The following is a 24,170-nucleotide window of genomic DNA, read 5'->3' on the forward strand; positions in this document are numbered from 1 at the left end:
ACGCCCCGCCGATGAGGGACGCCGAGTAGCAGGTGGCGCCCAGCGAAGGATCGCAGGTTGAAGCGACTGATGTCCCGGCCGGCCCGCACGGCGGCTGTCCTCGTCATCGCCACCGTCGTCCTGACGCTGGTCGCGGCGCTGCTCGGCGTCCTCGGCACGGTCGTGGCCGTACCCTCCTGGTGCCTCTGGCCGTTCGCGGTCGCCACCCTGCTCACCGGCGCCGCCGGCTGCGTGCTGGCCGCACGCACCGCGAACGGCCCGGGCCGGGTCTTCTGGCTCCGGGTCGGCGGCGCCATCGGGGTGCTGGCGGCGAGCACCCTCAGCCAGGCCTTCGACACTCTCGACCGGGCCGGCCAGCTGATCGCGTTGCGCCCGCACACCGCCGTGCTCTATCTCGCCGCGGTAGGCATCGCGGTGGCCGCGTTGCTGCGCCTGCCCGGCCCGGCGCGCAGTTGGCGGGCCACCGTCGCGATGTTCCTGGACGTCGCGATCGTCGGCGTGGCCGCCGCCCAGGTGCTGCTCCAGGTCATGTCGATCATGCCGGTGCCGACGCCGGACGGCGCGCTCGCCACGTCGTTACGGATGATCGTGCTGGCCACCGCCTCCGCCACGGTGGTCGCGCTGGTCAAAGTGGGGATGAGCGGCACCGGCCTGGTGCACGCGCCGTCGCTGCTGATCCTCAGCCCGGTCGGCGTGCTCGGCTCGGCGGCCCTGGTGGTCGCTCCGCTCGTGCGGCCCTGGCCGCACCTGGCCCCCGCGGCCATCGTGATGCCCGTGTTCGCGGTGCTGCTCGCGTTCGCCACCCGGGAGCAGACCCTGGCCAACCTCGGCCCGCCCCGCGCGGAGACCAACCGGCGGGCCCGGCGCCGCACCGTCAGCGTGATCCCGTACCTCTCCGTCGGTGTCACCGCGACGATGCTGCTCGCTGTCACCATGCACCTGGGCCATCTGCCGGCCGGGCACGCCGGCGGCACCGTGGTGCTGATCCTGCTGGTCGTGGTCCGCCAGCACGCGGCACTCACCGACAACCGGCGGCTGATGGACCGCCTCGCCGGCCAGGCCCGCCGCGACGACCTCACCGGCCTGCCAAACCGGCGCGCGTTCACCGCCGCCCTGCAGCGCACCGCGGTGACCACCGTGGCAGTCTGCGACCTCGACGACTTCGCCGCGCTCAACGACCGCCTCGGCGACGACGCCGGCGACGCCGTCCTGCGCCAGGCCGCTGCCCGGATCACGCTGACCGCCGGCGGCTCGGCCCTGGTGGCGCGCCTCGCAGGCGACGAGTTCGGCATCCTCGCCGACGGCCCGCTCGACCCGGAGGCGCTGCTGGAGGCGTTCCGCGCGCCGCTCAGCATCAACGGCCACGATCTGCTGGTCACGATCACCGCCGGCGTCGCCACCGCGGCCGGCGACGAGGTCCCCGACCTGCTGCGCCGCGCAGAACTGGCGCTGCAGGCCGCCCAGCGGGTCGGCGCCAACCGGTTCGAGGCGCACACCGAGGCCCTCGACGCCTCCGCCCAGCACCACGCCCACCTGGCCGCCGCGCTGCGCCACGGCCTGGACAACGACGAGTTCCGCCTCGTCTACCAGCCCATCGTCGAACTGCCGTCGGCCCACATCCACGGCGTCGAGGCGCTGGTCCGCTGGCACCCCGCCGGCGGCGGCGCCGTCTCCCCCGCCGACTTCATCCCGGTCGCCGAACAGACCGGCCTGATCATCGACCTGGGCGCCTGGGTCCTCGACACCGCCTGCGCCGACGCGGCCGCCTGGCGCCACCGCCACGGCGACGCCGCACCCCGGGTCAGCATCAACGTCTCCGCCCGCCAGCTGCTCGACCCGGAGCTGCCCGGCCTGGTCTCCGCCACGCTGCGGCGGCACGGCCTGCAGCCGCACGACCTCACCCTGGAGATCACCGAAACCGCAGTGTTCGTGGGCGGCGCCGCCGTCGCCACCGTGCACGCGTTGCGCGACCTCGGCGTCGGCATCGCCCTCGACGACTTCGGCACCGGCCACTCGTCGCTCACCCTGCTGCGCACCTGCCCGGTCACCACCCTCAAGGTCGACAAATCGTTCATCGACGAGCTCAACGGCAGCCCCCAGCAGGAGGCCATCGCCGCCTCGCTGAGCGGCATCGCCGAGACCCTCGGCCTCGGCGCGGTGGCCGAGGGCGTGGAGACCCAGGACCAGGCGGACAGGTTGCACACACTGGGATATCGGTACGCCCAGGGCTTCCACTTCGCCCGCCCGGTGCCCGCCGACCAGATCGATCAGTTCCTGCTTCAGGGGATCTCCCCCGTTCGAGCCCGTGGGCCGGCTTCACGCGTGCAGCTCTGACGGCCAGTTGGGGTCCGACCGCTTTGCCTCCGGCGGGGGATCCCCCAACCAACAGGATGGCTCGGGCGAGGTATACGAAAAAGCGTGGAACCCTCAGCGGCTCCAGAAGTCCTCCGGGAGCGCCTCGGCTTCGTCGGCGGACTGTTCGAGGTTGGCGGCGACCGGAAGGAGCGCGATCGCCGCCGGATCGCCCGCGCCCGCCATCTCCCGCATCACGCCGGCCTGCCGCCGGGCGCGCTGCACCACCACAGTCCCGAAGGCGCGACGGTCGCCGTCGTAGCCGTACGCGTCGAGCAGCAGGTGCAGCCGCCGCGATCGGTCCTCCGGGTGGCGGAACCCGAGGTGCAGGGCCGCGCCCGGGGTGTACAGCGGCACCCAGGACAGCGCTGTGAAGGCCAGGTCGAACTCGCGGGACGACGGCCCCGCGGTGTCCCAGTCGAAGAAGCCGGTCAGGTTTCCGCCGGCCGTCACGGCGTTGTACGGCGCGGCGTCCTGATGGCCGACGACCATCCCGGGTTGCATCCGGGCACCGGTGAACCGGATCTCCTTCCCCGGCGGCCGGAAACCCTCGGTCAGGTCGTGCAGGCGGCGCAGCCACTGCCCCGCCTGGATCAGGGTCAGGTCGGCGAACACCCAGCCGGGCCACGGGATCCGGTCGCCGATCACCTCGCCGGGCAGGTAGGTCAGCATCTCCCGGCCCTGGTTGTCGAAGCCGAGGGCCCGGGGGGGCGCCGTCGAAGCCGGCACTCTCCAGGTGCCGCAACAGCGCGTGCACGGTGGCCGTCCACGGTGCCGCCGGTTTGTGGACGACGTCCCCGATCCGTACGGCGCCGACGGTGTTGCCGCCCGGCAGGACCTCTTCGCTCATCGATCCTTCGCCCGCCGGCAGGGAAACCGGAGCGGCGGATATCAGACGCCCGCGTGCGCCGGCTCGACCGGCCGGACGGTGGGGCGGCGCAGCCCGAAGGCGGTCACGACGGCGGCGAGCACGGCAGCCACAGCAGGCAGGGCGAGGGCGGGGCGAATGGCCTCGAGGGTGATCGGCCCGCCCTCGGTGTCGAGGGCGGCCACCGAGAGAGCGGTGACCGCGGAGCCGCCGCGCAGTTCGTGCAGCAGAGCGTGACGACGAACTGGAAGCCGGCGGACGCGGTCATGAACAGCAGCGCCCCGGCGTTGACCTGGGCCAGGGTCGCCGAGTGCACGCTGAACGAGACCATCCGCACCCTGGTCACCCGGTCCGAGCCGCACCAGTCCGAGATAGCGGCGGCGCGGACCGCTTACGACCGGCGGGCCGCCTCCACCGGATAGGCGCGCGTCTCGGTGGCCTTCACCGCGACCCACAGCTCACGCCCCGGTTCCAGGTGCAGCTGGGTGGCCGCGGCCGGGGTGATGTCGGCGGCCACGCTGATCGGTCCGTCCAGACGCACCCGCAGGTTGTCGCCGTGCCGCTGGACGTCGGCGAGCACGGCCGGCCACATGTTGCGCGGGCTGCCGTCGGGCCGGTGCGGGTGCAGGGCGACCGCGGCCGGCGGGAAGGCCACGAACGCCTCGCCGTGCACGGTGTCCGTGGTGGTCAGCGTGAGGTCGCCGGGTAGGGCGACGGTGTGCCCGTCGGCCCGGCCGCGATAGAGGTTGAGGCCGACGAGGCGGGCGACGTAGTCGGTGCGCGGCCGGGCCGTGATCATGGCGGCGTCGCCCTCCTGCACCACCCGGCCGTCCTCGACGATCACCAGGCGGTCGGCGAGGACCAGCGCGTCGAGGGGGTCGTGGGTCACCAGCAGCGTCGCGCCGGGGTGGGCGGTGAGGTGCCGGTGCAGCTCGGCGCGGGTCTCCAGCCGGGTTCGCGCGTCCAGCGCCGCCAGGGGCTCGTCGAGCAGGAGCAGCACCGGGTCCACGGCGAGCGCCCGGGCCAGCGCGACCCGTTGGGCCTGCCCGCCGGAGAGCCGCCGGGGCTTGCGCCGGCCGAACTCGGACAGGCCGACCCGGTCCAGCCAGCGGTCCGCGGTGGCGTGCGCGGTGCGCCGGTCGACCCCGTGCCGGCGCGGCCCGAAAGCGACGTTGTCGCGGGCGCTGAGGTGCGGGAACAGCAGGTAGTCCTGGAACACCACGCCGATCGGGCGCTGCTCGGGCGGCGTCCACACCCGCGCCGCCGGCTCGTCGAGGACCCGGCCGCCGAGGCTCAGCCGGCCGGCCGACAGCGGGGTGAGGCCGGCCAGGGCGCGCAGGGCGGTGGTCTTGCCGGCCCCGTTCGGCCCGAGCAGCGCGACCGTCTCGCCCCGGCCGATGCGCAGCCCGACGTCGAGGACGAAGGCCCCGCGCTGAGCCACCAGGTGCGCGTCGAGCAGGTCGCCGGAAGCGACGGTGGGGGTCACGGCGCGGTGAGCCATCGGTCGCGGAGGGCGGCCAGGATCGTCACCGAGACGACCAGCAGGATCAGGCTGAGCACCACGGCGCCGTCCAGGTCGCCGCTCTCCATGGTCTGGTAGACCGCGAGCGGCATGGTCTGGGTGATGCCCGGGAAGTTGCCGGCGAAGGTGATCGTCGCGCCGAACTCGCCGAGCGCCCGCGCCCAGCACAGCACCGCGCCCGCCGCGATCCCCGGTGCCACCAGCGGCAGCGTGACGTGGGTGAAGCCGATCCAGCGGGTGGCGCCGAGGGTGGCGGCCGCCTCCTCGTACCGCGTGTCCGCCCCGCGCAGCGCGCCCTCCACCGCGATCACCAGGAACGGCAGCGCCACGAACGCCTCGGCGATCACCACGCCCGCGGTGGTGAACGGCAGCGTGATCCCGAACGTGCTGTCCAGCCACTGGCCGACGAGGCCGCGCCGGCCCAGCGCCAGTAGCAGCGCGATGCCGCCGACCACCGGGGGCAGCACCAGCGGGACGGTGATCAGCGCCCGGACCACCCGCCGGCCGGGGAACTCGACGCGGGCCAGCAGCCAGGCGAGCGGCACGCCGAGGACGAGGCAGAGCAGGGTCGCGACGGTCGAGGTGAGCAGCGACAGCTTCAGCGCGGCGACGACCCCGGGCTCGGCGAGCCGCTGCGGCAGCGACGACCACGGCGTGCGCGCCAGCAACCCGGCCAGCGGCAGGACCAGGAAGATCAACCCCACCACAGCGGGAAGCAGCAGGGGTACGGGGATGCGCGCACCGGTGTCGGTGCGGCGCCGGACCGGCGTGACCGCCGTGGAGGAGCTCATCGTGGTCAGGGCGCCTGGAATCCGGCTGCGGTGAGGACCGCGGCGCCCTCGGCGGAGAGCACGTGGTCGACGAACGCCCGCGCCCCGGCGGGGTTCCGCGCGCCGGCGAGCACGGCGATCGGATAGTCGTTGACGGCGCCCGCCGACTCGGGGAACTCGACGGCGTCGACCTCCGCCGCGGCGGCCAGGGCGTCGGTGCGGTAGATCAGGGCGGCGTCCACCTCGCCCAGCTTCAATTTGGACAGTGCCGCTTTGACGTCCTGTTCCAGAGTGACCGGCGTGATGGTCACGCCGGACTGCTCGATCGCCTTCCGCGCGGCGGCGCCGCACGGCACGGCGTCCGCGCAGAGAGCGACCTTGAGGCCGGGCCGGCCGAGGTCGGCGAGCCCGGCGACACCGCGCGGGTTACCCTCGGCGACCGCGATGACCAGCTGGTTGCGGACGAACGTGGCGGGCTCGACGGCGCTGTTCACGGCTTGCATGGCGGCCGGCGCCGCGGACGCGAGGACGTCGGCAGGCGCACCCTCGTTGATCTGGGTGGCCAGCGCGGAGCTGCCGCCGAAGCTGAACGTCACGGTGGTCCCCGGGTGCGCCGCCTCGAACTGCTCGCCGATCGTGGTGAACGACTCGGTGAGCGAGGCTGCCGCGAACACGGTGATCGGGCCACTGACGGCCCCGGCGCTGCTCGCCGAACCCGGACCGCTGGTCTCGCCGTCGCCGCCGCAGCCGGCCTGGCCGAGGGTGAGCAGCGCGGCGAACGCCGCCGCCGCGAACCGAACTCCGGTCAACTGGTCCTCCCCCTGGGTGCCGCGGCCGGCGTGGACCGCTCCACCACCACCGTGGTCGACTTGATCACTGCGACCGCCACCGAGCCGACCCGCAGGTCCAGCTCATCGACGGCCTCCCGGCTCATCAGCGACACCAGCCGGAACGGCCCGGCCTGAATGTCCACCTGAGCCATCACGGTGTCCTTGACCACCGCGGTGACGATGCCGCGCAGCCGGTTGCGTGCCGACGACTCCTCACCGCGCGCGTCCGGATCGGGCGCCCGGGTCCGGACGAACGCCGCGAGCTCCACCCCGTCGATCAGCCGGTGGCCCTGCTCGTCCCGGCCGGCCGGGAGCCGGCCCGCGTCGATCCAGCGCCGGACCGTGTCCGCGCTGACGCCGAGCAGCTCGGCCGCCTCCCCGATCCGGAACACCGTCACGGCGAGCACTCTACCCGCCCCGCACCTGCAAGCTCAGAAGCCTGAAGACAGCGGTATCCGCGAGGGCCGACCGACTGAACTATCCGCAGATGCATAAATCGGTACACCCTTGCGGACCGGACGCCGTATCCTGGCCGACTTTGCTCTTCATGGAGGCTGAGTTGACCAGATACCCGAAGGACATCACGGAGCGCTTCCACGGCTCCCCCGAGCAACTGGAGTCCGGCCTGGTCGGGGACCGGCCCCGGCGGTGGGATTCGATCGTCATCGAGGACCACGACCCGGCCTGGGCACACCGGTTCACGGCTACCGCTGACGCGGTGCGGGACGCCCTGGGCGATCTCGTGGTGACCGTCGAGCACGTCGGCTCGACCTCGGTGCCGGGTCTGGCGGCCAAACCCGTCATCGACGTCGACCTGACCGTCGAGGACACCGCCGACGAGGCCCGTTACGTTCCCACCCTGGAACGTCTCGGCTATCGGCTGGTCCTGCGGGAGCCGTGGTGGCACGGGCACCGGATGCTGGTCAGCGCCGCGGAGGACGTCCACCTGCACGTCTGGCCACCGGGCGCGCCGGAGCCGGTGCGGCACCTGCTGTTCCGGGACTGGTTGCGCTCGAATCCCGAGGACCGCGAGCTCTACGCCGCGGCCAAGCGGCAGCTGGCCGGGCAGACCACGCACGATCCCGGGAGCTACAGCCTCGCGAAGAACACCGTCATCGACGACATCTACACCCGCATCTTCGCCGCGTAGCGCGCACTCGACGCAGCGGGCGGCCGGAGCGGGCCGGGCTGACCACCGACTCGCGCACGCTGCGCACGCAACCCCGGGCACTGCGCACGCGATTACGGGCACTGCGCACCCGGCCGGGCCGGAGTCGGTTCTCCGGCCCGGGCGGCGACACTCAGGGTGCGTAGGTCTCGAACTCGGAGATCCGGGGCGTACCCGCCGAAGTGGTGATCTTGGTGAGCGAGGGGGCCGCGGTCACCGAGCACTTGCCGCTGGACACCCGCAGGCCGGTGCCGGCGCCCGCGGTCTGCGCCACCACCGCCGGCACGCAGGCACCGCCGTCCAGAGTGAACGGGTACGGCACGGACACGCTGGTGTTGGACGTGACGTGCGGGCCGGCGGGCTTGTTGTCGGCGCCGGGCGCGGACCAGGTCACCGCGTCGAAGACGTTCCCGGACACCTGCCCGAAGCCGGCCGCGCCGGTGTAGAAGGTGCCCAGCACGTCCTTGGAGTTCTGGAAAGTAGTTGTTGTCCACCTTGGCCCGCGCGCCCGCACGGGAGTAGCCGTCGAAGCCCTCCGACTCGCCGCCGGACGCCTCCAGCGTGACGTGGTCCACCCGGACGTTGCGGACCGTGCTCTCCATACCGATCGCGTCGCCCCCGTTGGACGTCGGCGAGCCCGACTTCTTCACGTTCCGCACGGTCACGTTCTGGACGATGATGTTGCTGGAGTCGCGGAGGTGGATGCCGATCTGGTCGAAGACTGCCCCGCCGCCCACGCCGACGATCGTGACGTTGCTGAGGCCCTTGAGCTCGATCCGGCCGGCCGCGGTGTTGCAGCTGTCACCGGAGACCTTGGTGGTGTTGCCGTGGTTGATCGTGCCGGGGTTCACCTGACTCGTCTGGCACGCGCCGGGGAGGCGCGCTCCGGGGGGATGGGGCGAAACAGTTGTGCATCCAGGCGGCGGATCGGTTGCCCGGGAACTGGTGTGACCGTCGCCACCCGTCGCTTGCGTCTCATCGGTGGACCCGGGTCACGGGTCGGGGCGACGCGCCCCTGTCCGCCGGGCCGCCCGCCTAGCCTGAACGGATGTCGTATGTTGCCACCCGCGACGGCCGCAAGAACCGCAGCTCCGCAGGCCGCGCCCCGTCCGTTCCCGATCGGCTCGACGACCTGCACGGCCAGAGCATCGGCGTCCTCCAGGTGCCGCATCGCATGGCCGCCGGGCATGCCAGCAGGCGCCGGTACGACCTCGACGACCCGGTGCAGTGCCGGCACGCCTACGAGCAGGTGCTGTGCGAGGCGGCGAACTGCCGCGAGGTCGAGGACCTGCTGAACCCGGCCCTGCTGCGGCGCGTCTGGCGCGATCTCCACCTGCCGTCCCGGATCCGCGAGGCGTGGGAGACCCGGCATCCCGGCCTGCGCCGCACCCGGGTCGCCTGGACAGCCGCCGGCACCGGCGAGGTCGCCGCGGTGGCGTCCGAGGGCGGCCGCGCCACGCCGCGCGGGTTCGCCCGCCGGAGCCGGAACCGCGTCCAGATCGCCAGGGACGTGTCGGGCCCGGGTAGATGAACATCGTGTTCCAAACTGGAGCGACACGCGGCTCAGGACAGGTGGACATTCCCATCGGCAACTAACCTGGGCGCCATGGCTTCGTTCAACGACACGGTGATCGAGAACTTCAGGGCAAACGACGGTGTGCTCGGCGGGCACTGGGAAGGCAAGACCACCCTGCTGCTGCACACCCCGGGCCGCAAGTCCGGCAAGAACTTCATCAACCCGCTCGTCGCGGCGCCCGACGGCGACTCGTACATCCTCTGCGGCAGCGCCGGCGGCGCGCCGAAGGACCCGGAGTGGGTCGCCAACCTGGAGGCCATCGACGGCCCCGTCACCATCGAGCTCGGGTCGCAGACGCTGCAGGCGGACCACCGGGTGGTCCGCCCCGGCCGCGACGCGGACTGGGAGCGGCTGTACGGCGTGTGGCGGGAGTACTGGCCGGACGCCGCCGGTTACGAGCAGAACACCGACCGCAAGTTCCCGGTCGTCGTGATCACCGTCAAGTGACGCCGATGTAGTGGCTCGGCCGCCGGGACACACCCGGCGGCTCCGGCGTCAGTGCGAGCCGCCGGACTGCAGGTCGGCCACGCCGCAGATCTCGAGGACCCGCCGCACCACACCGGTGGCGCCGATCATCCGGAAGCCGATGTCCGCGTCCTGTGCGGCGGTGAAGCCGCCGAGCAGCGCGTTGAGCGCCTCCGAGTCGAGGAAAGAGACCTTCGACAGGTCGATCACGACGCCGGACCCGGCACTGCCGGCGAGGGCTTGCGACAGCTCCTCCCGCAGGGTGTCGCAGGAGTTGAGGTCGAACTCCCCGGCCAGCCTCAGGACGCCGCCGTCCCGCTCAACCTCGAACTGTTCCTCCACGACGAGGTTTGTACCAGGAGGATGTGACAACCGCAGGAATGACACGTGTTTCTGTGTGGCCCCGCGGGGTAAGCCTGGCGGTTGTCAATGATCGCGCGCAACAGCATGACGGGGTGGGCGTGGACCGGCAGATGGTGACCTCACCTCCGATCCCGGAGGCGACCGAGCTGCACAAGTGGGTGCTGAACAGCAGCACCGACCTGCGTGAGCTGCGCCGGTCGCTCCGCGAGGTGCTGGCCGAGCACGCAGTGCCGGTCGACGACGACGACCTGGACATGTCGCAGAAGATGACGCTGGTCGCCACCGAACTGGCCACCAACGGCATCAAGCACGGCCGGCCGCCCACCGAGGTGCGGCTGCTGCACGCCGGCGACCGGTTCATCCTCGACGTCGCCGATCACGACCTGAGCACCGTCCCGCAGCTGGCGCACACCCGGCCGATGGAGGCCGGCGGCCGAGGTCTGCTGCTGGCCATGGAGATGTCCTTGCAGGTCGGGTGGTACGCCACCGATCGGGCCAAGCACATCTGGGCGATGTTCCCGGCTCTCCCGCAGTCGTCGGGCTGACCCACCCTCCCGGTTCCGCCGGGTCCCAGCCGTTGATCAGCAGCACACTTCGTCTCACCGGTGCGGCCGTGTGCGATACAACATGACGATGACTGACACGGATGCACCGTCGCCCACCGGCTGGCGCGAGGCGATCGACGAGGGCCGGACCGCGCTCGGGATCGAGCTGGGATCGACCCGGATCAAGGCTGTGCTGATCGGCCCGGACCACGCGGTGATCGCGGCCGGCAGCCACGACTGGGAGAACCAGTTCGTCGACCGCACCTGGACGTACTCGCTGGACGCCGTCTGGTCCGGCCTGCGGGACTGCTTCGCGGCGCTGGCCGAGGACGTGCGCTCGCGGCTCGGCACGGAGCTGCGGACGGTCGGTGCGCTGGGCGTGTCCGCGATGATGCACGGTTACCTCGCCTTCGACGCCGGCGGTGAGCTGCTCACGCCGTTCCGCACGTGGCGCAACACCAACACCGGCGCGGCTTCCGGGCAGCTGAGCGAGTTGTTCGGCTACAACATCCCGCACCGCTGGAGCATCGCGCACCTCTATCAGGCGGTGCTCGACGGCGAGGAGCACGTGGACCGGCTGGCCCACCTCACCACCCTCGCCGGGTACGTCCACTGGCAGCTGACCGGCCGCCAGGTCCTCGGCGTCGGCGACGCCAGCGGCATGTTCCCGATCGACGTCGCGACCGGCGGCTACGACGCCCGCCGGCTGGAGCAGTTCGACGAGCTCGCCGCCGGGCGGGTGCCGCGGAAGCTGGCCGAGCTGCTGCCCGCGGTGCTGCCCGCCGGTGAGCCGGCCGGCACGCTGGCCGAGGCCGGGGCGCGTCTGCTCGACCCCAGCGGGGTGCTGCAGCCGGGGGCGACGCTGTGCCCGCCGGAGGGTGACGCCGGCACCGGCATGGTGGCCACCAACTCGGTGGCCCGGCGGACCGGCAACGTGAGCGCGGGCACCAGCATCTTCGCGATGATCGTGCTGGACCGGGAGCTGAGCCGGGTGCACCCGGAGATCGACCTGGTCACCACGCCGGCCGGGGACCTGGTGGCGATGGTGCACTGCAACAACGGCGCTAGCGAGCTGAACGCCTGGGCCGGCCTGTTCGGTGAGTTCGCCGCGGCGCTCGGGGTCGAGCGGGACAGCTCCACGGTCTTCGAGACCCTGTTCCGGGCGGCGCTCGCCGGCGCACCGGACGGCGGCGGCCTGATGGCCTTCAACAACCTGTCCGGTGAGCCGATCACCAAGCTGCACGAGGGCCGGCCGCTGTTCCTGCGCGAGCCCGGCAGCTCGCTCACCCTGGCCACCTTCATGCGGACCCAGCTCTACGCGGCCCTGGCCACCCTACGCATCGGCATGCGAATCCTCCAGGACGCCGAGTCGGTCCAGCTGGACCGGATGTTCGCGCACGGCGGCCTGTTCAAGACCGAGGGCGTGGCGCAGAAACTGCTGGCCGCCGCCATCGACACCCCCGTCACGGTCGGCAACGTCGCGGCCGAGGGCGGCGCGTGGGGCATCGCGGTGCTGGCCGCCTTCGTCACCGGCCGGCAATCCGGGCAGAGCCTGGACGATTACCTGACCGCCTCGGTGTTCGCCGGTGCGGAGCTGGACACCGCGGAGCCGGACCCGGCGGACGTGGCCGGCTTCGCCGCGTTCATGGAGCGGTACGTGGCGGCGCTGCCGGTGCAGCAGGCGGCGATCGAGCACAGCTGATCCCGGGGGTGGCGCCGGGGGTCGCACCCGGCGCCATCCTTGCTGTAATGCAACTAATCTTCCGAACATACGTACACTGGCCCGGTGAATCTCCCGGGTGGTGCGCTGCTGGCGCCGGCACGACTGGCCGACGTCCGCCGCAGCGGACTGCTCGACACCGGCCCCGAGGAGCCGTTCGACCGCCTGACCCGGCTCGCCTGCGAGCTGCTGGACGCGCCCTACGGGTTCGTCACCGTCGTCGATGAGCGCCGCTCGTTCTGGAAGAGCTGCATCGGTGTCACCGACGGCGCCCGGCAGAACGCTGTCGAGGAGTCCTTCTGCCAGTACGTCGTGGCGACCGACGGCGCCGTCGTCATCGACGACGCCCGCCTGGACCCGATGGCCTGGGAGAACCCGTCCATCACGTCGATGGGCGTGGTGGCCTGGGCCGGTTTCCCGGTGCGGTCGCCGGACGGGCACGTGCTGGGCTCGTTCTGTGTCGTCGACACCCGGCCGCGCGCGTGGACGGACCGGGACCGCCGAACCCTGGAGGTCCTGGCTCAGGCCGCCAGCGGCGAGATCGGCCTGCGCATCGCCGCCGACGAGGCCCTGGAGAACGCGAACCGTTACCGGCAGATCGCCGAGGCGCTGCGGGAGACCCTGCTCCCCCGGGATCTCCCGGATTTCGACGGCCTGGAGATCGCGGTGACGCACCAGCTCGACGACGCCGAGATGGTCGCCGGTTTCTACGACGCGGTCCCGAGCCCGACCGGCTGGGCGGTGTTCCTCGGGGACACGCCCGGCGCGGCGCCGTTCAGCGTGCGCACCAGCACGCTCGCCAAGCACACCCTGCGGGCCGGGGCGCAGCGCGCCACCTCCCCCGCCATCGTGCTGAACGACCTGCACTCGGCGTTGCACCAGTGGTCGGCGGAGACCGGCACCGCAGCTTCGGTGACGGTCACCTACGCCGCGCTGCGGCGGACGGCGGAGGGGTTCGCCGTGCGGCTGAGCACGGCCGGGCACCCGCCGGTGACGATCCACCGGGCGGACGGCAGCGTCGAGCAAGCCGGGCAGGAATGCGGGCCGTTGGGGGTCGCGGACCGGCTGTCGGTCAAGGTGGACGACTTCGCCGTCGGCCCGGGGGACGCCTTCGTCCTCTCGCTGGGCGCCGAGCACGTCGTCCTCACTGTCCGGGTCGCCTGACCGCCGCGCTCCGGGCGGGTCGCCGCCTGAGCGCGAGGATCAGCACAGCGGCACCCGCGGCCACTGCTCCGGCGGCCACCGCTCCCACGGCGACGGGCAGTCCGTCCCCCTCAGCGACGGTGCCGGCGATCCACGTGCCGAGAATGTCCGTACGAGCGCTGAAGTCCGGTCCTTCATGCGGACAACCGGGACCGCTGCTGACGATCGCCACCAGCACCGGGCCCTCGCCGGGCTCCTCGCGGAAGTACGGCCCGCCGGAATCGTGCGGGCACGGGCTGGTGTCCGGCCGTGGCCGGCGGCCGGAGGTCTCGATCAGCGTGTCCCCGATCGCGTCGACGGCGAACCGGCCGGTCTGCAACCAGGCCGGCGGTGCGGTCCCGGCGCCATGGGTGACCAGCCCGAACCCGGTCAGCCGGAGGACGTCGCCGACCGCCGGCGGTGCGGTGCCGACCTGGATCGGCGCGATGTCGGTGATCGGCTCGCCGAGCCGCGCCAGGGCCACGTCGCTGCCGTCCGCCTGCCGCACGTCGACGACCTCGACCTCGTGGCCGTCCCGGCTGCCCAGATCGGTACGCCCGACGACGGCCGTGGTCCGCTCGGCCACGGTGCGGCTCACCCGCCGGCCGCCGTCGTCCCGGAAGCAGTGCCCCGCGGTGATCACCCACTGCGGCGCGATCAGCGCCCCGGAACACGAGCTGTCCCGGGTGCCACCGCCGTCCGCCGGCAGCCCGGTCATCGTGAGCAGGGCCGCGAACCTGTACCGCCCCGGCGCGGCGTCCTCGCCGTAGGCGATCGCACCCGCGGGCCGCACGCCCCAGGAGACCACGGCGCCGCAGACGAGCAGAGCGACGGTGAGACGTCTGGTAGTTCTGAACAAGGAAGCCTTCCACACCCCGGCCATGCTCCGCACCACGTCGTCCGGGGACCGTCAGCGCCGCCTTTACCGGCCGCTTATTTTCGATGTGCGAGTCTGGCCGCCCACGGAAGGATCAACGAATGCGTGTGCTGGTGGCAGACGACGAACGGCTGCTGGCCGACACCGTCGCCCAGGGGCTGCGGCGGCTCTCGATGGCGGTCGACGTCGTCTACGACGGGGACAGCGCCCTGGAACGGCTCACCGTCAATCGCTACGACGTGGCCGTGCTGGACCGCGACATGCCCGGCCACACCGGCGACGAGGTGTGCCGGCAGCTGGTCGCCTCCGGCGACGACACCAGGATCCTGCTGCTGACCGCGGCGGCCGGGATCCGGGACCGGGTGGAGGGCCTCGGTCTCGGTGCCGACGACTACCTGACCAAGCCGTTCGCCTTCGCCGAGCTCGCCGCCCGCGTCCAGGCCCTGGCCCGGCGGTCCAGCCCCGCGTTGCCGCCGGTGCTCGAGCAGGACGGCATCGTCCTGGACAGCACCCGGCACACCGCCACCCGGGACGGGCAGGTGCTGGCGCTGTCGTCGAAGGAGTTCGCGGTGCTGCACGTGCTGTTGCGGGCGGGCGGGCGCGTGGTCAGCAGCGAGGAGCTGCTGGAACAGGCCTGGGACGAGCACGCGGACCCGTTCACCAACGCGGTCCGGATGACTGTCATGACGCTGCGCCGCAAGCTCGGCGACCCGCCGGTGCTGCACACCGTCCGCCGCGCCGGATACCGGCTCGGCTCATGATCAACCGATCGCCGGCCCGGCGGATCCTGCTGCTCTGCGCGGTTCTGCTCGTCGCCGGGCAGCTCGCGCCCATGATCACCGAGCAGGTGCTGACCCTGTGGCGGGATCTCGGCCCCGGCTGGTGCACGGCGCCGCCGCTGCAGGCGCCGGGCCCGGACGCCCCGTTCCTGTGCACCCAGCTCTTCCGGCGGCCCAGCATCCCCGGTCTCGCCGTGCTGTCCCTGGTGCTCGCCGGCATGCTGGCCGCCTGTCATCCCATGACCCGGTGGTGTCTGCGCCCGCTGCGTGACGTGGTCGGCGTGATCGCCCACGTCGGCCCGCAGAACCTCGGTCACCGGCTGCGCCCCGGCCCCGGTGCGGACGAGCTGGCCGTGCTCGGCCGCACCATCGACGACATGATGGACCGGATCGCCGTCGGTTACGAGGCGCAGCGCCGCTTCGCCGCGGACGCGTCCCACGAGCTGCGGACCCCCCTCGCGGTCCAGCGGACCCTGATCGAGGTCGGCATGGCCGGCGACCTCACCGCCGACCAGCTCGAGCTGCTCACCGCGCAGCTGCTCGCCACCAACGAGCGCAACGAGCGGCTGATCGAAGGGCTGCTGGTGCTCAGCGAGAGCGACCGGGGACTGGTCACCCAGGCCCCGTTACGGCTCGACGAGATCGCCGCAGCCGTGATCGACGCCCATCGCGCGCGGGCGGCGGAAACGGGCGTGACGATCACCGGCCACCTGCGCCCCCGTGTCGTCCAGGGCGAGCAGGTGCTGCTGGAACGGCTGGTCACCAACCTGGTGCAGAACGCGCTGAAGTACAACCGGCCGGACGGCACCATCGACGTCTCGGTCGGCGACGACCCGGCGCTGACGATCGTGAACACCGGTGACGACGTGCCGCCCGAGGAGGTCGCCGCCCTGTTCGAGCCGTTCCAGCGCCGGGCCGGCACCCGCATCGACCACAGCGGCGGGGCGGGGCTGGGGCTGTCCATCGCCCGCTCCATCACCCAGGCTCACGGCGGGCTCATCACCGCCTCGTCGACCGGCCACGACGGCCTGCGCGTGGAGATCACCTTCCCACCGTGAGAGGGATCTGCCTCGCGCGGAGGTCAGGCTCGCGTCGTGAGCGATCCGGTCATCCGCCGGACCAGGAGCAGGGCGGCGGCGACGGCCACCAGCACGACGCCGGCGACCAGCAAGGAACCGGAGGCGAGGGTCGACCCGAAGGCGCCGATCGCCAGCATCGAGCCGAACGACCCGACCGACGCGACCGACCCGAAGGAGCCGGCCGAGGCCACCGACAGGACCGAGCCGAACGAGCCCACCGACAGGATCGAGCCGGCCGACCCGACCGACAGGATGGAGTCCGTCGAGTACAGGCTCAGGATCGAGCCGCTCGATCGGTACGACAGGACGCTCTTGGCACGTGACATTCCCTCATGATGGCCCACTGTGGATGTTCGCGGTGACCGGCCCACCCGGCAGGCCGCGCACCAGCAGCAGGCAGGCGAGCACCGCGCCGGCGGCGGCGAGCAGCCCGATCCGGTACCCCTGGGTGAGGTCCTGTGCGCCGCCGAGCGCGGCGGCCAGCGGGCCCAGGACGGCGAGGCCGGTCGCGCTGCCCAGCTCCTGCGCCGAGTTGAGCAGCCCGGAGGCCACGCCTTGACGCTCGTCGGCCACTCCGGCGGTGCCGGCTACGAAGGTCGGCGCGTACGACAGGCCGCTGCCGACGGCGAGCAGCAGCAGCGGGACGAGGACGTCACGCGGATAGCTGCCGACGGCCGGAAGGCGGGACAGCAGCAGCATCCCGGCCGCGAGCAACAGGAAGCCGGCGGTCAGCAGGGCGCGGGGGCCGTACCGGCTGACGAGCGCACCGGCTCGCGGCGACACGATCAGCACGACCAGGGTCACCGGCGCGAACGCGAGCCCGACCTGGACCGCCGGATAGCCCAGGACGACCTGCAGATACATGGTCGTGAAGAACAGGGTGGCCGCGAGGGTCCCGGCGTTGACGGCCAGCAGCACGTTCGCGCGGGCCACCGCGGCGGTGCGCAGCAGCGCGCCGGGCAGGATCGGATCCGGGTGCCGCCGCTCCCCCCACGCGAAGGCGCCGAGCAGGGCCACCGCGGCCACCGCCAGCAGCGCGCCCTGGCCGGGGTGTGTTCCCTCGCCGAACCGGGTGAGCGCCAGGATCGCGGCGCCCAGGCCGGTCGAGAGCAGCGCGGCGCCGCGCAGGTCCAGCGGCACCTGCCGGGACGCCCGGCTCTCGGTCAGGTGACGCAGGCCGGCGACGATCGCCAGCACGCCGACCGGAACGTTGATCAGGAAGATCCACCGCCAGCCCAGCGTGCTGGTGATCAGCCCGCCGAGAAGCTGGCCGCCGATGGCCCCGGCCGAGCCGACCGCGGCCCAGTAGCCGAGCGCCCGGTTGCGGCCGGGGCCCTCCGGGAACGCCGTCGTGAGCAGCGCGAGGGCGGCCGGCGCGACCATCGCGGCGCCGGCGCCCTGGACGGCGCGCGCAGCGAGCAGTTGCCACTCGGACTGCGCGCATCCGGTGGCCAGCGAGGCCAAGGTGAACAGCGACAGGCCGGACAGGAAGAGCCGGCGGCGGCCGAGCAGGTCGCCGGCCCGGCCGAACACGACCAGCAGACTGCCGAAGGTGAGGGTGTAGGCGATGGAGGTGAGCACCAGCCGGCCGTCGGGGATGCCGAGGTCGGCCCGGATCGCCGGGATGGCGACGTTCACCACCACCACGTCGATGATCAACATCGCCTGTGCGGCGCAGAGCAGGAGCAGCACGGCTTTCGGAACCGTGCGGACCGTCGACTCGTTCATGACCGGCCACGTTACTTTATGTTCGTTCATAAAGTAAGGCTGGCCGTAGGATGACGGCATGACGGGACGCCCACGCATGGTCAGTGACGACGCCGTTTATCAGGCAGTCGCGGACACGGTGACCGAGGTCGGACCGGCCGGGCTGACGCTCGCCGCCGTCGCGCGCCGGGCCGGGCTGACCGCTCCCGCACTGACCCAGCGGTACGGTTCGAAACACGGGCTGCTGGTCGCCTTCGCGACCCGTGAGGCCGGCTCGGTGGGCGCCGCCTTCGAACGCGCCCGGGCACGCGGCGCAGGCCCGCTCGAGGCGCTGCGTGACGGCCTGGTCGCCCTGGTCGCGCCGATCACGACGCGCGCGGGACTGGCGAACAACCTCGCCTTCCTCCAGCTGGACCTCACCGACGAGGTGCTGCACCAGCACTCCATCACCCAGAGCCGGGCCCTGCGGGAGCAGCTGACGTCGCTCATCGAGGAGGCGGTGGCCGCGGGCCGGCTGAAGGTCGACGAGCCGGCCGACCTCGCCGACACCGTGTACGCGGTCTACGCCGGCGCGCAGCTCACCTGGGCCGTCGACGGCACCGGCGAGCTGGGCCCGTGGCTTGCCACCCACATCGACCGGATTCTCGACCCGCACCGGCCACCGGGCGCTTGATCAGCCCCCAGCGTGGTCACGCCGCGATCTGATCGGGCGCAACGTGGCGAAGGCGGTGGCGCGGCACCCCGGCCGCCATCAGCTGCTCGGCGAGCGCCGCCGACGAGTGGTCCAGGAAGACGGCCACCTTGTGATCGTCACCGAGGTGGCACGCGGCGGCCAGCGTGCCCAAGTTGATCGGGTCGGGGTCGCGCAGGTCGGTCAGGTCGAGGACGAGGCGCAGCGGCCGCTCGTGCCGGATCGCCTGGACCAGGACGCGGCGCAGGCCGATGGCTTCCTCCGCGTCCAACACGCCGCACGGGCGGATGATGAGCGTGCCGTCAGGGCTGGTGTTGACGTCGACCGCATTGGCCGTCATCGCTTCACCTTTCGTAACCCGGTTGTTCTCCGAGGCGTCAAAGATAGGGCGGTTCACCGCCCGAGGCGAGACTCGACCGGAAAAGTTCACCTGATCACGGCGAGATCACGATGACATTTGTCATGGTCGTCCTGTGTGTCCCACATGGGAACCGGTGTGTGACGGCACTGCCGAGGGCCCGGCCCGGTCGGAAGACTCAAGAACATGACGACATCGATCGAAGTGCGCGAGGTCCGGCGCCGTTACGGCGGCCGGGACGGTTTCGAGGCGGTGCGCGGCGTCTCCTTCGAGGTCCGGCGCGGCGAGCTGTTCGCACTGCTCGGCACGAACGGCGCCGGCAAGACGTCCACCATGGAGCTGATCGCGGGCTTCACCCGGCCGCACGACGGGAGCGTACGGGTGCTGGGGCACGACCCGTTCGCCGAGCGCCCCGCCGTCCGGCCCCGCCTCGGCATCATGCTCCAGGAGGGTGGCCTGCCGTCGGACCTGACCGTGGCGGAGACCGCGACGATGTGGGCCGGCACGCTGACCGACCCGCGCCCGGCCGGCGAGGCGCTGGATCTGGTCGATCTGGCGGGCCGGTCCGGCGTACGCGTCCGGCAACTCTCCGGCGGTGAGCGGCGCCGCCTGGATCTCGCCCTGGCCGTGCTGGGCCGCCCCGCGGTCCTGCTCCTCGACGAGCCGACCGCCGGACTCGACCCGGAGAGCCGGCGCAACACCTGGCGGATGATCCGCGATCTGCTGGCCGACGGCACCACCGTGCTGCTGACCACCCACTACCTGCACGAGGCGCAGGAGCTCGCCGACCGGCTGGCGATCATGCAGGAGGGCACGATCGTGGCGGCCGGCACCCCCGCCGAGATCGTCGCCGGGCATCCCGCCCGGATCTCCTTCCGGCTCCCCGGCGGCGCCGGTCTCGACGCCCTGCCGCCGCTGCCGGGTCTGCGCCCGGACAGCGACGACAAGGTCACCATTCGCACCGACGCCCTTCAGGACACGCTCACCGAGCTGCTCGTCTGGGCGCGGCACCGCGGCGTCGACCTCGCGGGCCTGGAAGCCCGGCCGGCCTCGCTCGAGGAGGCCTTTCTCGCGGTCGCCGATCAGGACAACAAGATGGAGGTACGGGCATGAGCACCACCGTCCGGCTCGGCCGGCTCCGTTCGATCACCCGCGCCGAGCTGCGCCTGTTCGGGCGCAACAGGACCGCCCTGTTCAGCGCGCTCGCGATGCCGCTGATCCTGGCCCTCACGATCTCCGGCGCCGGCGTCGACGAGGCCGGCGTCTCCACGACGGCGGTGGTCGTCACGTCGCTGCTCGGCTACGTGCTGCTGGCCGCGGTCTACTACAACCTGGTCAGCACCTATGTCACCCGCCGTGAGGAGCGGGTGCTGAAGAGGCTTCGTGCCGGGGAGCTGTCCGACGCCGAGATCCTGACCGGGATCGCCGCCCCGATGGTGGTCGTCGCCGGAGCGCAGATGGTGGTGTTCGTGCTGGCCGGCGCGGTGCTGTTCGGCCTGCCCGTGCCGGTCAACATCATGCTGCTGCTGGCCGGTGCGCTCGGCGGGGTGGTGGTGTTCGTGCTGCTCGCGGCGGTCTCCACCGAGTTCACCCGGACCACCGAGGCGGCCCAGGTGACCACCCTGCCGATCATGCTGGCCTGCCTGATCGGATCCATGATCTACTCGTCGCTGGACGGCGCGCCCGCCCTGGTGATCGCCGCGCTGCGGGCGCTGCCGCTGACGCCGGTGATCGACCTGATGCGGCTGGGCTGGCTGGGCACCACCGGCGACGCCGCGCCCGCCGGATTCACCGGGGTGTTCGCCGACGCGCTGGTGCCGGCCGGGATCCTGGTGGCCTGGATCGTGGTGGGCCTGGTCGCGGTCCGGCGCCGCTTCCGCTGGGAACCGCGACGGTAAGTTGACGATCATGATGTCCCGAGCCTCCCGTGTGGACTGGTACATGCGCGGTTCGCTCTACGTGCTGTACGGCGCGCTGCCGCTGGCCGTCGGCTCCACGATCGGCACGAAGGACGCCAGCGCGGGCCTGATCGCCGGGGCGCTGTCCCTGGCACAGGCCGCCGCCTGCGTCTGGCTGCTGCACCAGGCGATCGACTACCGGCTGGGCCGGGCAACCCGGCCCGGCACACGCGTGGCGCTGGCCGCGGTGCTGAGTGTCGCCACCGCTGCGGCCGGGTGGCCGGCGTACGACGGGGCGGCCGGCGAGCCCTACCCCTTCGTGGTGACGATCCTGCTGGCCGCGTTCGTCACCGCGCTAGCCCCCGCGGTGTCCACGCCGGTTGCCCTGGCGATCACGATGGCCGGCTGGCTGGTCGCGGCGGGCCCGGCCATCGTCCGGGACGGCCCCGCGGCCGGCCGGCTCGTACCGCTGCTGCTGCTCGTCCCGCTGTTCCTCGCGACCAGCCGCAGCACGGTCTGGATGCTCGACGTGATCTGGCAGCTGGACGACGCGCAGCAGGTCAAGGCCGACCTGGCGGTCGCCGAGGAACGGCTGCGCTTCGCCCGGGACCTGCACGACGTGGCCGGTCGCGCCCTGTCGGTGGTGGCGCTCAAGGCGGAGCTGGCCGCGAAGCTGGCCGAGCGGGGCCGGCCGGAGGCCGCGGCGGAGATGCAGGAGGTACGCCGGATCGCCCAGGACTCGCTCGCCGATCTGCGCGCGGTGGTCACCGGGCTGCGGGCCGCGAAGCTCGACGAGGAACTGGCCGGGGCCCGGTCGCTGCTGACCGCGGCCGGCATCACCTGCCGGGTGATCGGGGAGGCGGGCGGACTCGGTGCCCGCACCCAGGCCGCGCTGGGCTGGGCGGTGCGTGAGGCCACCACCAACGTGCTGCGGCACAGCGAGGCCCGCGAGTGCGTGATCGAGCTGGACCGGGCCGCCGAGGGCACGGTGACCCTCACCATGACCAACGACGGCGCCACCGGCGACCGGGTCCGGCACGGCAACGGCCTGACCGGCCTGACCGAGCGCATCACCGCGGTCGGCGGTACCGTCGGCGCCGACCGCCTGCCACCCGACCGCTTCCAGGTCCTGGTCCGCCTACCGGCAGCGGCCGAGGAGACAGCGTGACGATCCGGGTTCTGCTGGCCGACGACGAGCACCTGATCCGGGGCGCGCTCGCCGCACTGCTGACCATGGAGGACGACATCGAGGTGGTCGGCCAGGCAGCCACCGGCGCCGAGGCGATCGCCGCAGCCCGGGCCCTGCGCCCCGACGTCGCCGTCGTCGACCTCCAGATGCCCGACCTGGACGGCGTCACGGTTGCGGCCCGCCTCCAGTCCGAGGCACCCGACTGCCGCACCATGATCGTCACGAGCCACGGCCGCCCCGGCCACCTCAAGCAGGCCCTGGCCGCCGGCGTGCGCGGCTTCCTGCCGAAAACAGTCTCCGCCGACGACTTGGCGATGGTCGTGCGCACCGTCCACGGCGGCGGCCGCTACGTCGACCCCCAACTCGCCGCCGAAGCGATCAGCGCCGGCGACAGCCCCTTGACCGCCCGCGAAGCCGACGTCCTGCAATTCGCCGCGGAGGGCGCGCCGGTGGAGGAGATCGCCCGCCGGGCGTCACTGTCAGCCGGCACAGTCCGCAACTACCTCTCCTCAGCCGCCGGCAAGCTGGGCGCCGCGAACCGCCACGAGGCCGTGCGGATCGCCCGCAAACGCGGCTGGATCTGAACCCCGGAGCACACCCCACTGCCGGCATCGAGCCACAAGACGATGGCGGGCGTCAACTGGCGAACATGGCGCCCGACGGGAATTCACCGCGTTCCCGCCATGCTCCCTTGATCTTCGAGACAATGGCGCCCACCGCCGAGTCGACGCGGCCGTCCCCAGTTGTGATCTCCCACGTTTCCTTGTCGATCGTCAAGACCCGATCGAACCTTTCGTCGAAGCCGAACTCGTAGCGAACAGCCTCTGCGGTTTCCGCCACCTTGCGGCCGGTCACCATCATGCCCACAGTTACCTCCAGGGTGAGGAAAAGTCCTCGTACGTCGGCTCCGGTATTTGATCTTGCCAGTTCGACACATCGTTGGCCGCGTGGTGGGCCTCGCTGTAAGTAGCACCTGGATGACCGTCGTAGTACCGCGCCTCGGCCAATTCGTGCTCCATCAGAACCACGTCCTCGGACCGGGGCCGCCCAGCGCGGAGTCGTAGCCAGGCTTCTGCCATGTCGGGGCTGGGATCGTACCGCCGATGCACGATGCCGCCGGTGTCGTAATCGGTAAGCGGGTGCTCCTCGAAGAAGATGTGCTGCCGGACACGCTCGATCTCGTCCACGGAGAAGCCGGTGGAGCCGTCGATGCGGTCCGCATCGCGTAATGAGGCAGCGATCACGTCAGCATCCGGCTCAGCTCGAATGTCGTCGTACGCGTCTCCTGCCCACTTGTCCTGGCGCTCGACATCGAGGACGCTCCTAGGCCGAGTGGAGTGGCCTCCGTGATGCCGGACTGCAGCGCGGTTTAGCGGGTCCACCGTCATGTCCGTGCGGCTCAGCCGTGTGAGCAACTGCTTGAGGCGGTCAAGGATGCCGGCAAGTTCGTCGAGCTTGCCGTTGAGGCGGCGCAGGCTGTTCAGCAGCGCCCGAATGAAGTGCTGTATCCGGTTGGCCCACTCGGCGACCAGTGCGGACACCTGGCCGACCACCACCGGGGTGGCCAGTCCAAGCGTCAGGCCTTCAGCGGCCAGCCACTGCGGCAGGCGCACGGCGAGGGTGGCCACGAACTGGGCGATCAGGTCACGGACGATCTCGCTTACCAACCCGATGAGCAGGCCGGCGCCTTCAACCGCGTACGCAATCGCGTTCGTGACAGTCGTGATGCCCTGGACCGCGGCGAGTTGCTCGGTGGCGTGGACGCGGTAGGCGTCGCCGGACGCGCCGAACCAGTCAGTGATCTGCGTTTGGACGGCGGACGCATACCGCTGATGGGTTCCGGCAACCGCAGCGGAGACGTTACGCCAGGTCGTGGCGTGCGCGGCGATCTCGTCCGGCTTGCCGGCAAGCCGGTCAAGCGCCTCCTTGAGCGGCTTGATGTGTTCCAACAGCCAGCCGACGCCCCACGCGGCCAGCGAACCCAACGGATCGATCCCCGCGGCAAGGACGTCGAGACTTCCGCCCACACCACCCAGGGCGGCATCGACCCAGCTGTTGTCCTGGATGCCGTCGCTGACCTGACGGGCGTCCTCGATCAACCCCAGTCCGCTGGACCAGGTAGTCGAATTCTGCGCCTCTGCGACCAGCGGATTATCGCTCACACCGGCGATCCAGGCGGTTGACCGGGCCCCTGGCCACGGACGAAACAATCACCGCCCGGCCGGCCTCAC

Annotated in this window: 28 protein-coding genes and 1 pseudogene; 15 read left to right on the forward strand and 14 right to left on the reverse strand. The window is 72.2% G+C overall.

Annotated elements, in window-relative coordinates:
• The first annotated feature begins 57 nt into the window (after window positions 1-57).
• A complete protein-coding gene (locus AC0NH5_RS13755; protein WP_474403450.1) occupies window positions 58-2,334 on the forward strand; it encodes a putative bifunctional diguanylate cyclase/phosphodiesterase in 2,277 nt (758 codons plus the stop codon).
• 93 nt (window positions 2,335-2,427) lie between these two features.
• Here AC0NH5_RS13755 and AC0NH5_RS13760 read toward each other — a convergent pair whose 3' ends face one another.
• Window positions 2,428-3,081 (reverse strand): phosphotransferase, encoded by a 654-nt coding sequence (locus tag AC0NH5_RS13760; protein ID WP_474403452.1) that lies wholly within the window; start codon window positions 3,079-3,081, stop codon window positions 2,428-2,430.
• Between the two features lie 162 nt (window positions 3,082-3,243).
• Entirely contained in the window at window positions 3,244-3,405 is a 162-nt protein-coding gene (locus AC0NH5_RS13765) for a hypothetical protein (RefSeq protein ID WP_474403454.1), read from the reverse strand.
• Window positions 3,406-3,453: 48 nt separating this feature from the next.
• Here AC0NH5_RS13765 and AC0NH5_RS13770 point away from each other — a divergent pair, with 48 nt between their 5' ends.
• Window positions 3,454-3,642: a hypothetical protein gene (locus tag AC0NH5_RS13770; protein ID WP_474403457.1), complete on the forward strand. Its 189-nt coding sequence runs from the start codon at window positions 3,454-3,456 to the stop codon at window positions 3,640-3,642.
• On the opposite strand, the gene AC0NH5_RS13775 is transcribed toward AC0NH5_RS13770, so the two are convergent.
• The 4 genes from AC0NH5_RS13775 to AC0NH5_RS13790 are packed head-to-tail and all read right to left on the reverse strand — an operon-like array spanning window position 3,612 to window position 6,740.
• Complete coding sequence (locus tag AC0NH5_RS13775) at window positions 3,612-4,706, reverse strand: ABC transporter ATP-binding protein (protein ID WP_474403458.1); 1,095 nt, start codon at window positions 4,704-4,706, stop codon at window positions 3,612-3,614. The two genes, AC0NH5_RS13770 and AC0NH5_RS13775, sit on opposite strands and share 31 nt — an antisense overlap.
• On the reverse strand, window positions 4,703-5,533 hold the full coding sequence (locus AC0NH5_RS13780) for an ABC transporter permease (protein WP_474403460.1): 831 nt from the start codon (window positions 5,531-5,533) through the stop codon (window positions 4,703-4,705). The genes AC0NH5_RS13775 and AC0NH5_RS13780 overlap by 4 nt, the downstream gene beginning before the upstream one ends.
• A gap of 5 nt (window positions 5,534-5,538) precedes the next feature.
• On the reverse strand, window positions 5,539-6,321 hold the full coding sequence (gene modA, locus AC0NH5_RS13785; RefSeq protein ID WP_474403462.1) for a molybdate ABC transporter substrate-binding protein: 783 nt from the start codon (window positions 6,319-6,321) through the stop codon (window positions 5,539-5,541).
• Entirely contained in the window at window positions 6,318-6,740 is a 423-nt protein-coding gene (locus tag AC0NH5_RS13790; RefSeq protein WP_474403464.1) for a TOBE domain-containing protein, read from the reverse strand. Before AC0NH5_RS13790 ends, modA begins: the two co-directional genes overlap by 4 nt.
• A 161-nt stretch (window positions 6,741-6,901) precedes the next feature.
• On the opposite strand from AC0NH5_RS13790, the gene AC0NH5_RS13795 reads away from it, so the two are divergent.
• Window positions 6,902-7,492, forward strand: coding sequence for a GrpB family protein (locus AC0NH5_RS13795; RefSeq protein WP_474403466.1), 591 nt, complete (start codon window positions 6,902-6,904; stop codon window positions 7,490-7,492).
• 196 nt (window positions 7,493-7,688) lie between these two features.
• Here the strand turns inward: AC0NH5_RS13795 and AC0NH5_RS13800 are convergent.
• A pseudogene (locus tag AC0NH5_RS13800) lies at window positions 7,689-8,496 on the reverse strand (pectate lyase family protein); the annotation flags it as partial.
• 62 nt (window positions 8,497-8,558) lie between these two features.
• On the opposite strand from AC0NH5_RS13800, the gene AC0NH5_RS13805 reads away from it, so the two are divergent.
• Both AC0NH5_RS13805 and AC0NH5_RS13810 read left to right on the forward strand, forming a co-directional pair.
• Window positions 8,559-9,041: a hypothetical protein gene (locus AC0NH5_RS13805; RefSeq protein ID WP_474403468.1), complete on the forward strand. Its 483-nt coding sequence runs from the start codon at window positions 8,559-8,561 to the stop codon at window positions 9,039-9,041.
• Between the two features lie 75 nt (window positions 9,042-9,116).
• Window positions 9,117-9,533 (forward strand): nitroreductase/quinone reductase family protein, encoded by a 417-nt coding sequence (locus AC0NH5_RS13810; protein ID WP_474403470.1) that lies wholly within the window; start codon window positions 9,117-9,119, stop codon window positions 9,531-9,533.
• Window positions 9,534-9,581: 48 nt separating this feature from the next.
• Here the strand turns inward: AC0NH5_RS13810 and AC0NH5_RS13815 are convergent, their stop codons facing one another.
• A complete protein-coding gene (locus tag AC0NH5_RS13815) occupies window positions 9,582-9,893 on the reverse strand; it encodes an STAS domain-containing protein (RefSeq protein WP_474403472.1) in 312 nt (103 codons plus the stop codon).
• A 131-nt stretch (window positions 9,894-10,024) separates the two neighbouring features.
• Between AC0NH5_RS13815 and AC0NH5_RS13820 the strand changes: the two genes are divergently transcribed.
• The 3 genes from AC0NH5_RS13820 to AC0NH5_RS13830 all read left to right on the forward strand — a co-directional run bounded on the left by AC0NH5_RS13820 (window position 10,025) and on the right by AC0NH5_RS13830 (window position 13,343).
• Window positions 10,025-10,459: an ATP-binding protein gene (locus AC0NH5_RS13820; protein ID WP_474403474.1), complete on the forward strand. Its 435-nt coding sequence runs from the start codon at window positions 10,025-10,027 to the stop codon at window positions 10,457-10,459.
• Between the two features lie 88 nt (window positions 10,460-10,547).
• Window positions 10,548-12,161: a xylulokinase gene (locus AC0NH5_RS13825; RefSeq protein ID WP_474403476.1), complete on the forward strand. Its 1,614-nt coding sequence runs from the start codon at window positions 10,548-10,550 to the stop codon at window positions 12,159-12,161.
• Window positions 12,162-12,245: 84 nt separating this feature from the next.
• Complete coding sequence (locus AC0NH5_RS13830; RefSeq protein ID WP_474403478.1) at window positions 12,246-13,343, forward strand: PP2C family protein-serine/threonine phosphatase; 1,098 nt, start codon at window positions 12,246-12,248, stop codon at window positions 13,341-13,343.
• Here the strand turns inward: AC0NH5_RS13830 and AC0NH5_RS13835 are convergent.
• A complete protein-coding gene (locus AC0NH5_RS13835) occupies window positions 13,324-14,220 on the reverse strand; it encodes a S1 family peptidase (RefSeq protein ID WP_474403480.1) in 897 nt (298 codons plus the stop codon). The genes AC0NH5_RS13830 and AC0NH5_RS13835 overlap by 20 nt on opposite strands.
• 119 nt (window positions 14,221-14,339) lie before the next feature.
• On the opposite strand from AC0NH5_RS13835, the gene AC0NH5_RS13840 reads away from it, so the two are divergent.
• Both AC0NH5_RS13840 and AC0NH5_RS13845 read left to right on the forward strand, forming a co-directional pair.
• Complete coding sequence (locus tag AC0NH5_RS13840) at window positions 14,340-14,999, forward strand: response regulator transcription factor (protein WP_474403482.1); 660 nt, start codon at window positions 14,340-14,342, stop codon at window positions 14,997-14,999.
• The gene (locus AC0NH5_RS13845) at window positions 14,996-16,075 is read left to right on the forward strand and encodes a sensor histidine kinase (RefSeq protein ID WP_474403484.1); all 1,080 of its coding nucleotides are present in this window, start codon (window positions 14,996-14,998) and stop codon (window positions 16,073-16,075) included. The genes AC0NH5_RS13840 and AC0NH5_RS13845 overlap by 4 nt, the downstream gene beginning before the upstream one ends.
• Window positions 16,076-16,098: 23 nt before the next feature.
• On the opposite strand, the gene AC0NH5_RS13850 is transcribed toward AC0NH5_RS13845, so the two are convergent.
• Together AC0NH5_RS13850 and AC0NH5_RS13855 are read right to left on the reverse strand one after the other, a co-directional pair.
• Window positions 16,099-16,422: a hypothetical protein gene (locus AC0NH5_RS13850; protein WP_474403486.1), complete on the reverse strand. Its 324-nt coding sequence runs from the start codon at window positions 16,420-16,422 to the stop codon at window positions 16,099-16,101.
• A 4-nt stretch (window positions 16,423-16,426) separates the two neighbouring features.
• On the reverse strand, window positions 16,427-17,824 hold the full coding sequence (locus tag AC0NH5_RS13855; protein WP_474403488.1) for an MFS transporter: 1,398 nt from the start codon (window positions 17,822-17,824) through the stop codon (window positions 16,427-16,429).
• A 58-nt stretch (window positions 17,825-17,882) separates the two neighbouring features.
• On the opposite strand from AC0NH5_RS13855, the gene AC0NH5_RS13860 reads away from it, so the two are divergent.
• Window positions 17,883-18,476, forward strand: coding sequence for a TetR family transcriptional regulator (locus AC0NH5_RS13860; RefSeq protein WP_474403490.1), 594 nt, complete (start codon window positions 17,883-17,885; stop codon window positions 18,474-18,476).
• Between the two features lie 16 nt (window positions 18,477-18,492).
• Here the strand turns inward: AC0NH5_RS13860 and AC0NH5_RS13865 are convergent, their stop codons facing one another.
• Window positions 18,493-18,834, reverse strand: a complete 342-nt coding sequence (locus AC0NH5_RS13865) for an STAS domain-containing protein (protein ID WP_474403492.1) — start codon at window positions 18,832-18,834, stop codon at window positions 18,493-18,495.
• A 204-nt stretch (window positions 18,835-19,038) separates the two neighbouring features.
• Here AC0NH5_RS13865 and AC0NH5_RS13870 point away from each other — a divergent pair, with 204 nt between their 5' ends.
• Genes AC0NH5_RS13870 through AC0NH5_RS13885 form a run of 4 tightly spaced genes read left to right on the forward strand, consistent with a single transcriptional unit; the run spans window position 19,039 to window position 22,523 of the window.
• Window positions 19,039-19,965, forward strand: coding sequence for an ABC transporter ATP-binding protein (locus AC0NH5_RS13870; RefSeq protein WP_474403494.1), 927 nt, complete (start codon window positions 19,039-19,041; stop codon window positions 19,963-19,965).
• A complete protein-coding gene (locus tag AC0NH5_RS13875) occupies window positions 19,962-20,750 on the forward strand; it encodes an ABC transporter permease (RefSeq protein ID WP_474403496.1) in 789 nt (262 codons plus the stop codon). Before AC0NH5_RS13870 ends, AC0NH5_RS13875 begins: the two co-directional genes overlap by 4 nt.
• A 10-nt stretch (window positions 20,751-20,760) precedes the next feature.
• Window positions 20,761-21,918 carry a sensor histidine kinase gene (locus AC0NH5_RS13880; RefSeq protein ID WP_474403498.1) on the forward strand — a complete coding sequence of 386 codons (1,158 nt, stop codon included), beginning with the start codon at window positions 20,761-20,763 and terminating at the stop codon, window positions 21,916-21,918.
• Window positions 21,915-22,523, forward strand: coding sequence for a response regulator transcription factor (locus AC0NH5_RS13885; RefSeq protein WP_474403500.1), 609 nt, complete (start codon window positions 21,915-21,917; stop codon window positions 22,521-22,523). Before AC0NH5_RS13880 ends, AC0NH5_RS13885 begins: the two co-directional genes overlap by 4 nt.
• 52 nt (window positions 22,524-22,575) lie before the next feature.
• Here the strand turns inward: AC0NH5_RS13885 and AC0NH5_RS13890 are convergent, their stop codons facing one another.
• Both AC0NH5_RS13890 and AC0NH5_RS13895 read right to left on the reverse strand, forming a co-directional pair.
• Window positions 22,576-22,800, reverse strand: a complete 225-nt coding sequence (locus tag AC0NH5_RS13890; RefSeq protein WP_474403778.1) for a hypothetical protein — start codon at window positions 22,798-22,800, stop codon at window positions 22,576-22,578.
• Window positions 22,801-22,808: 8 nt separating this feature from the next.
• Complete coding sequence (locus tag AC0NH5_RS13895) at window positions 22,809-24,101, reverse strand: WXG100 family type VII secretion target (RefSeq protein ID WP_474403501.1); 1,293 nt, start codon at window positions 24,099-24,101, stop codon at window positions 22,809-22,811.
• Between the last annotated feature and the right edge of the window lie 69 nt (window positions 24,102-24,170).

This window comes from Actinoplanes sp. 13 (assembly GCF_056134165.1).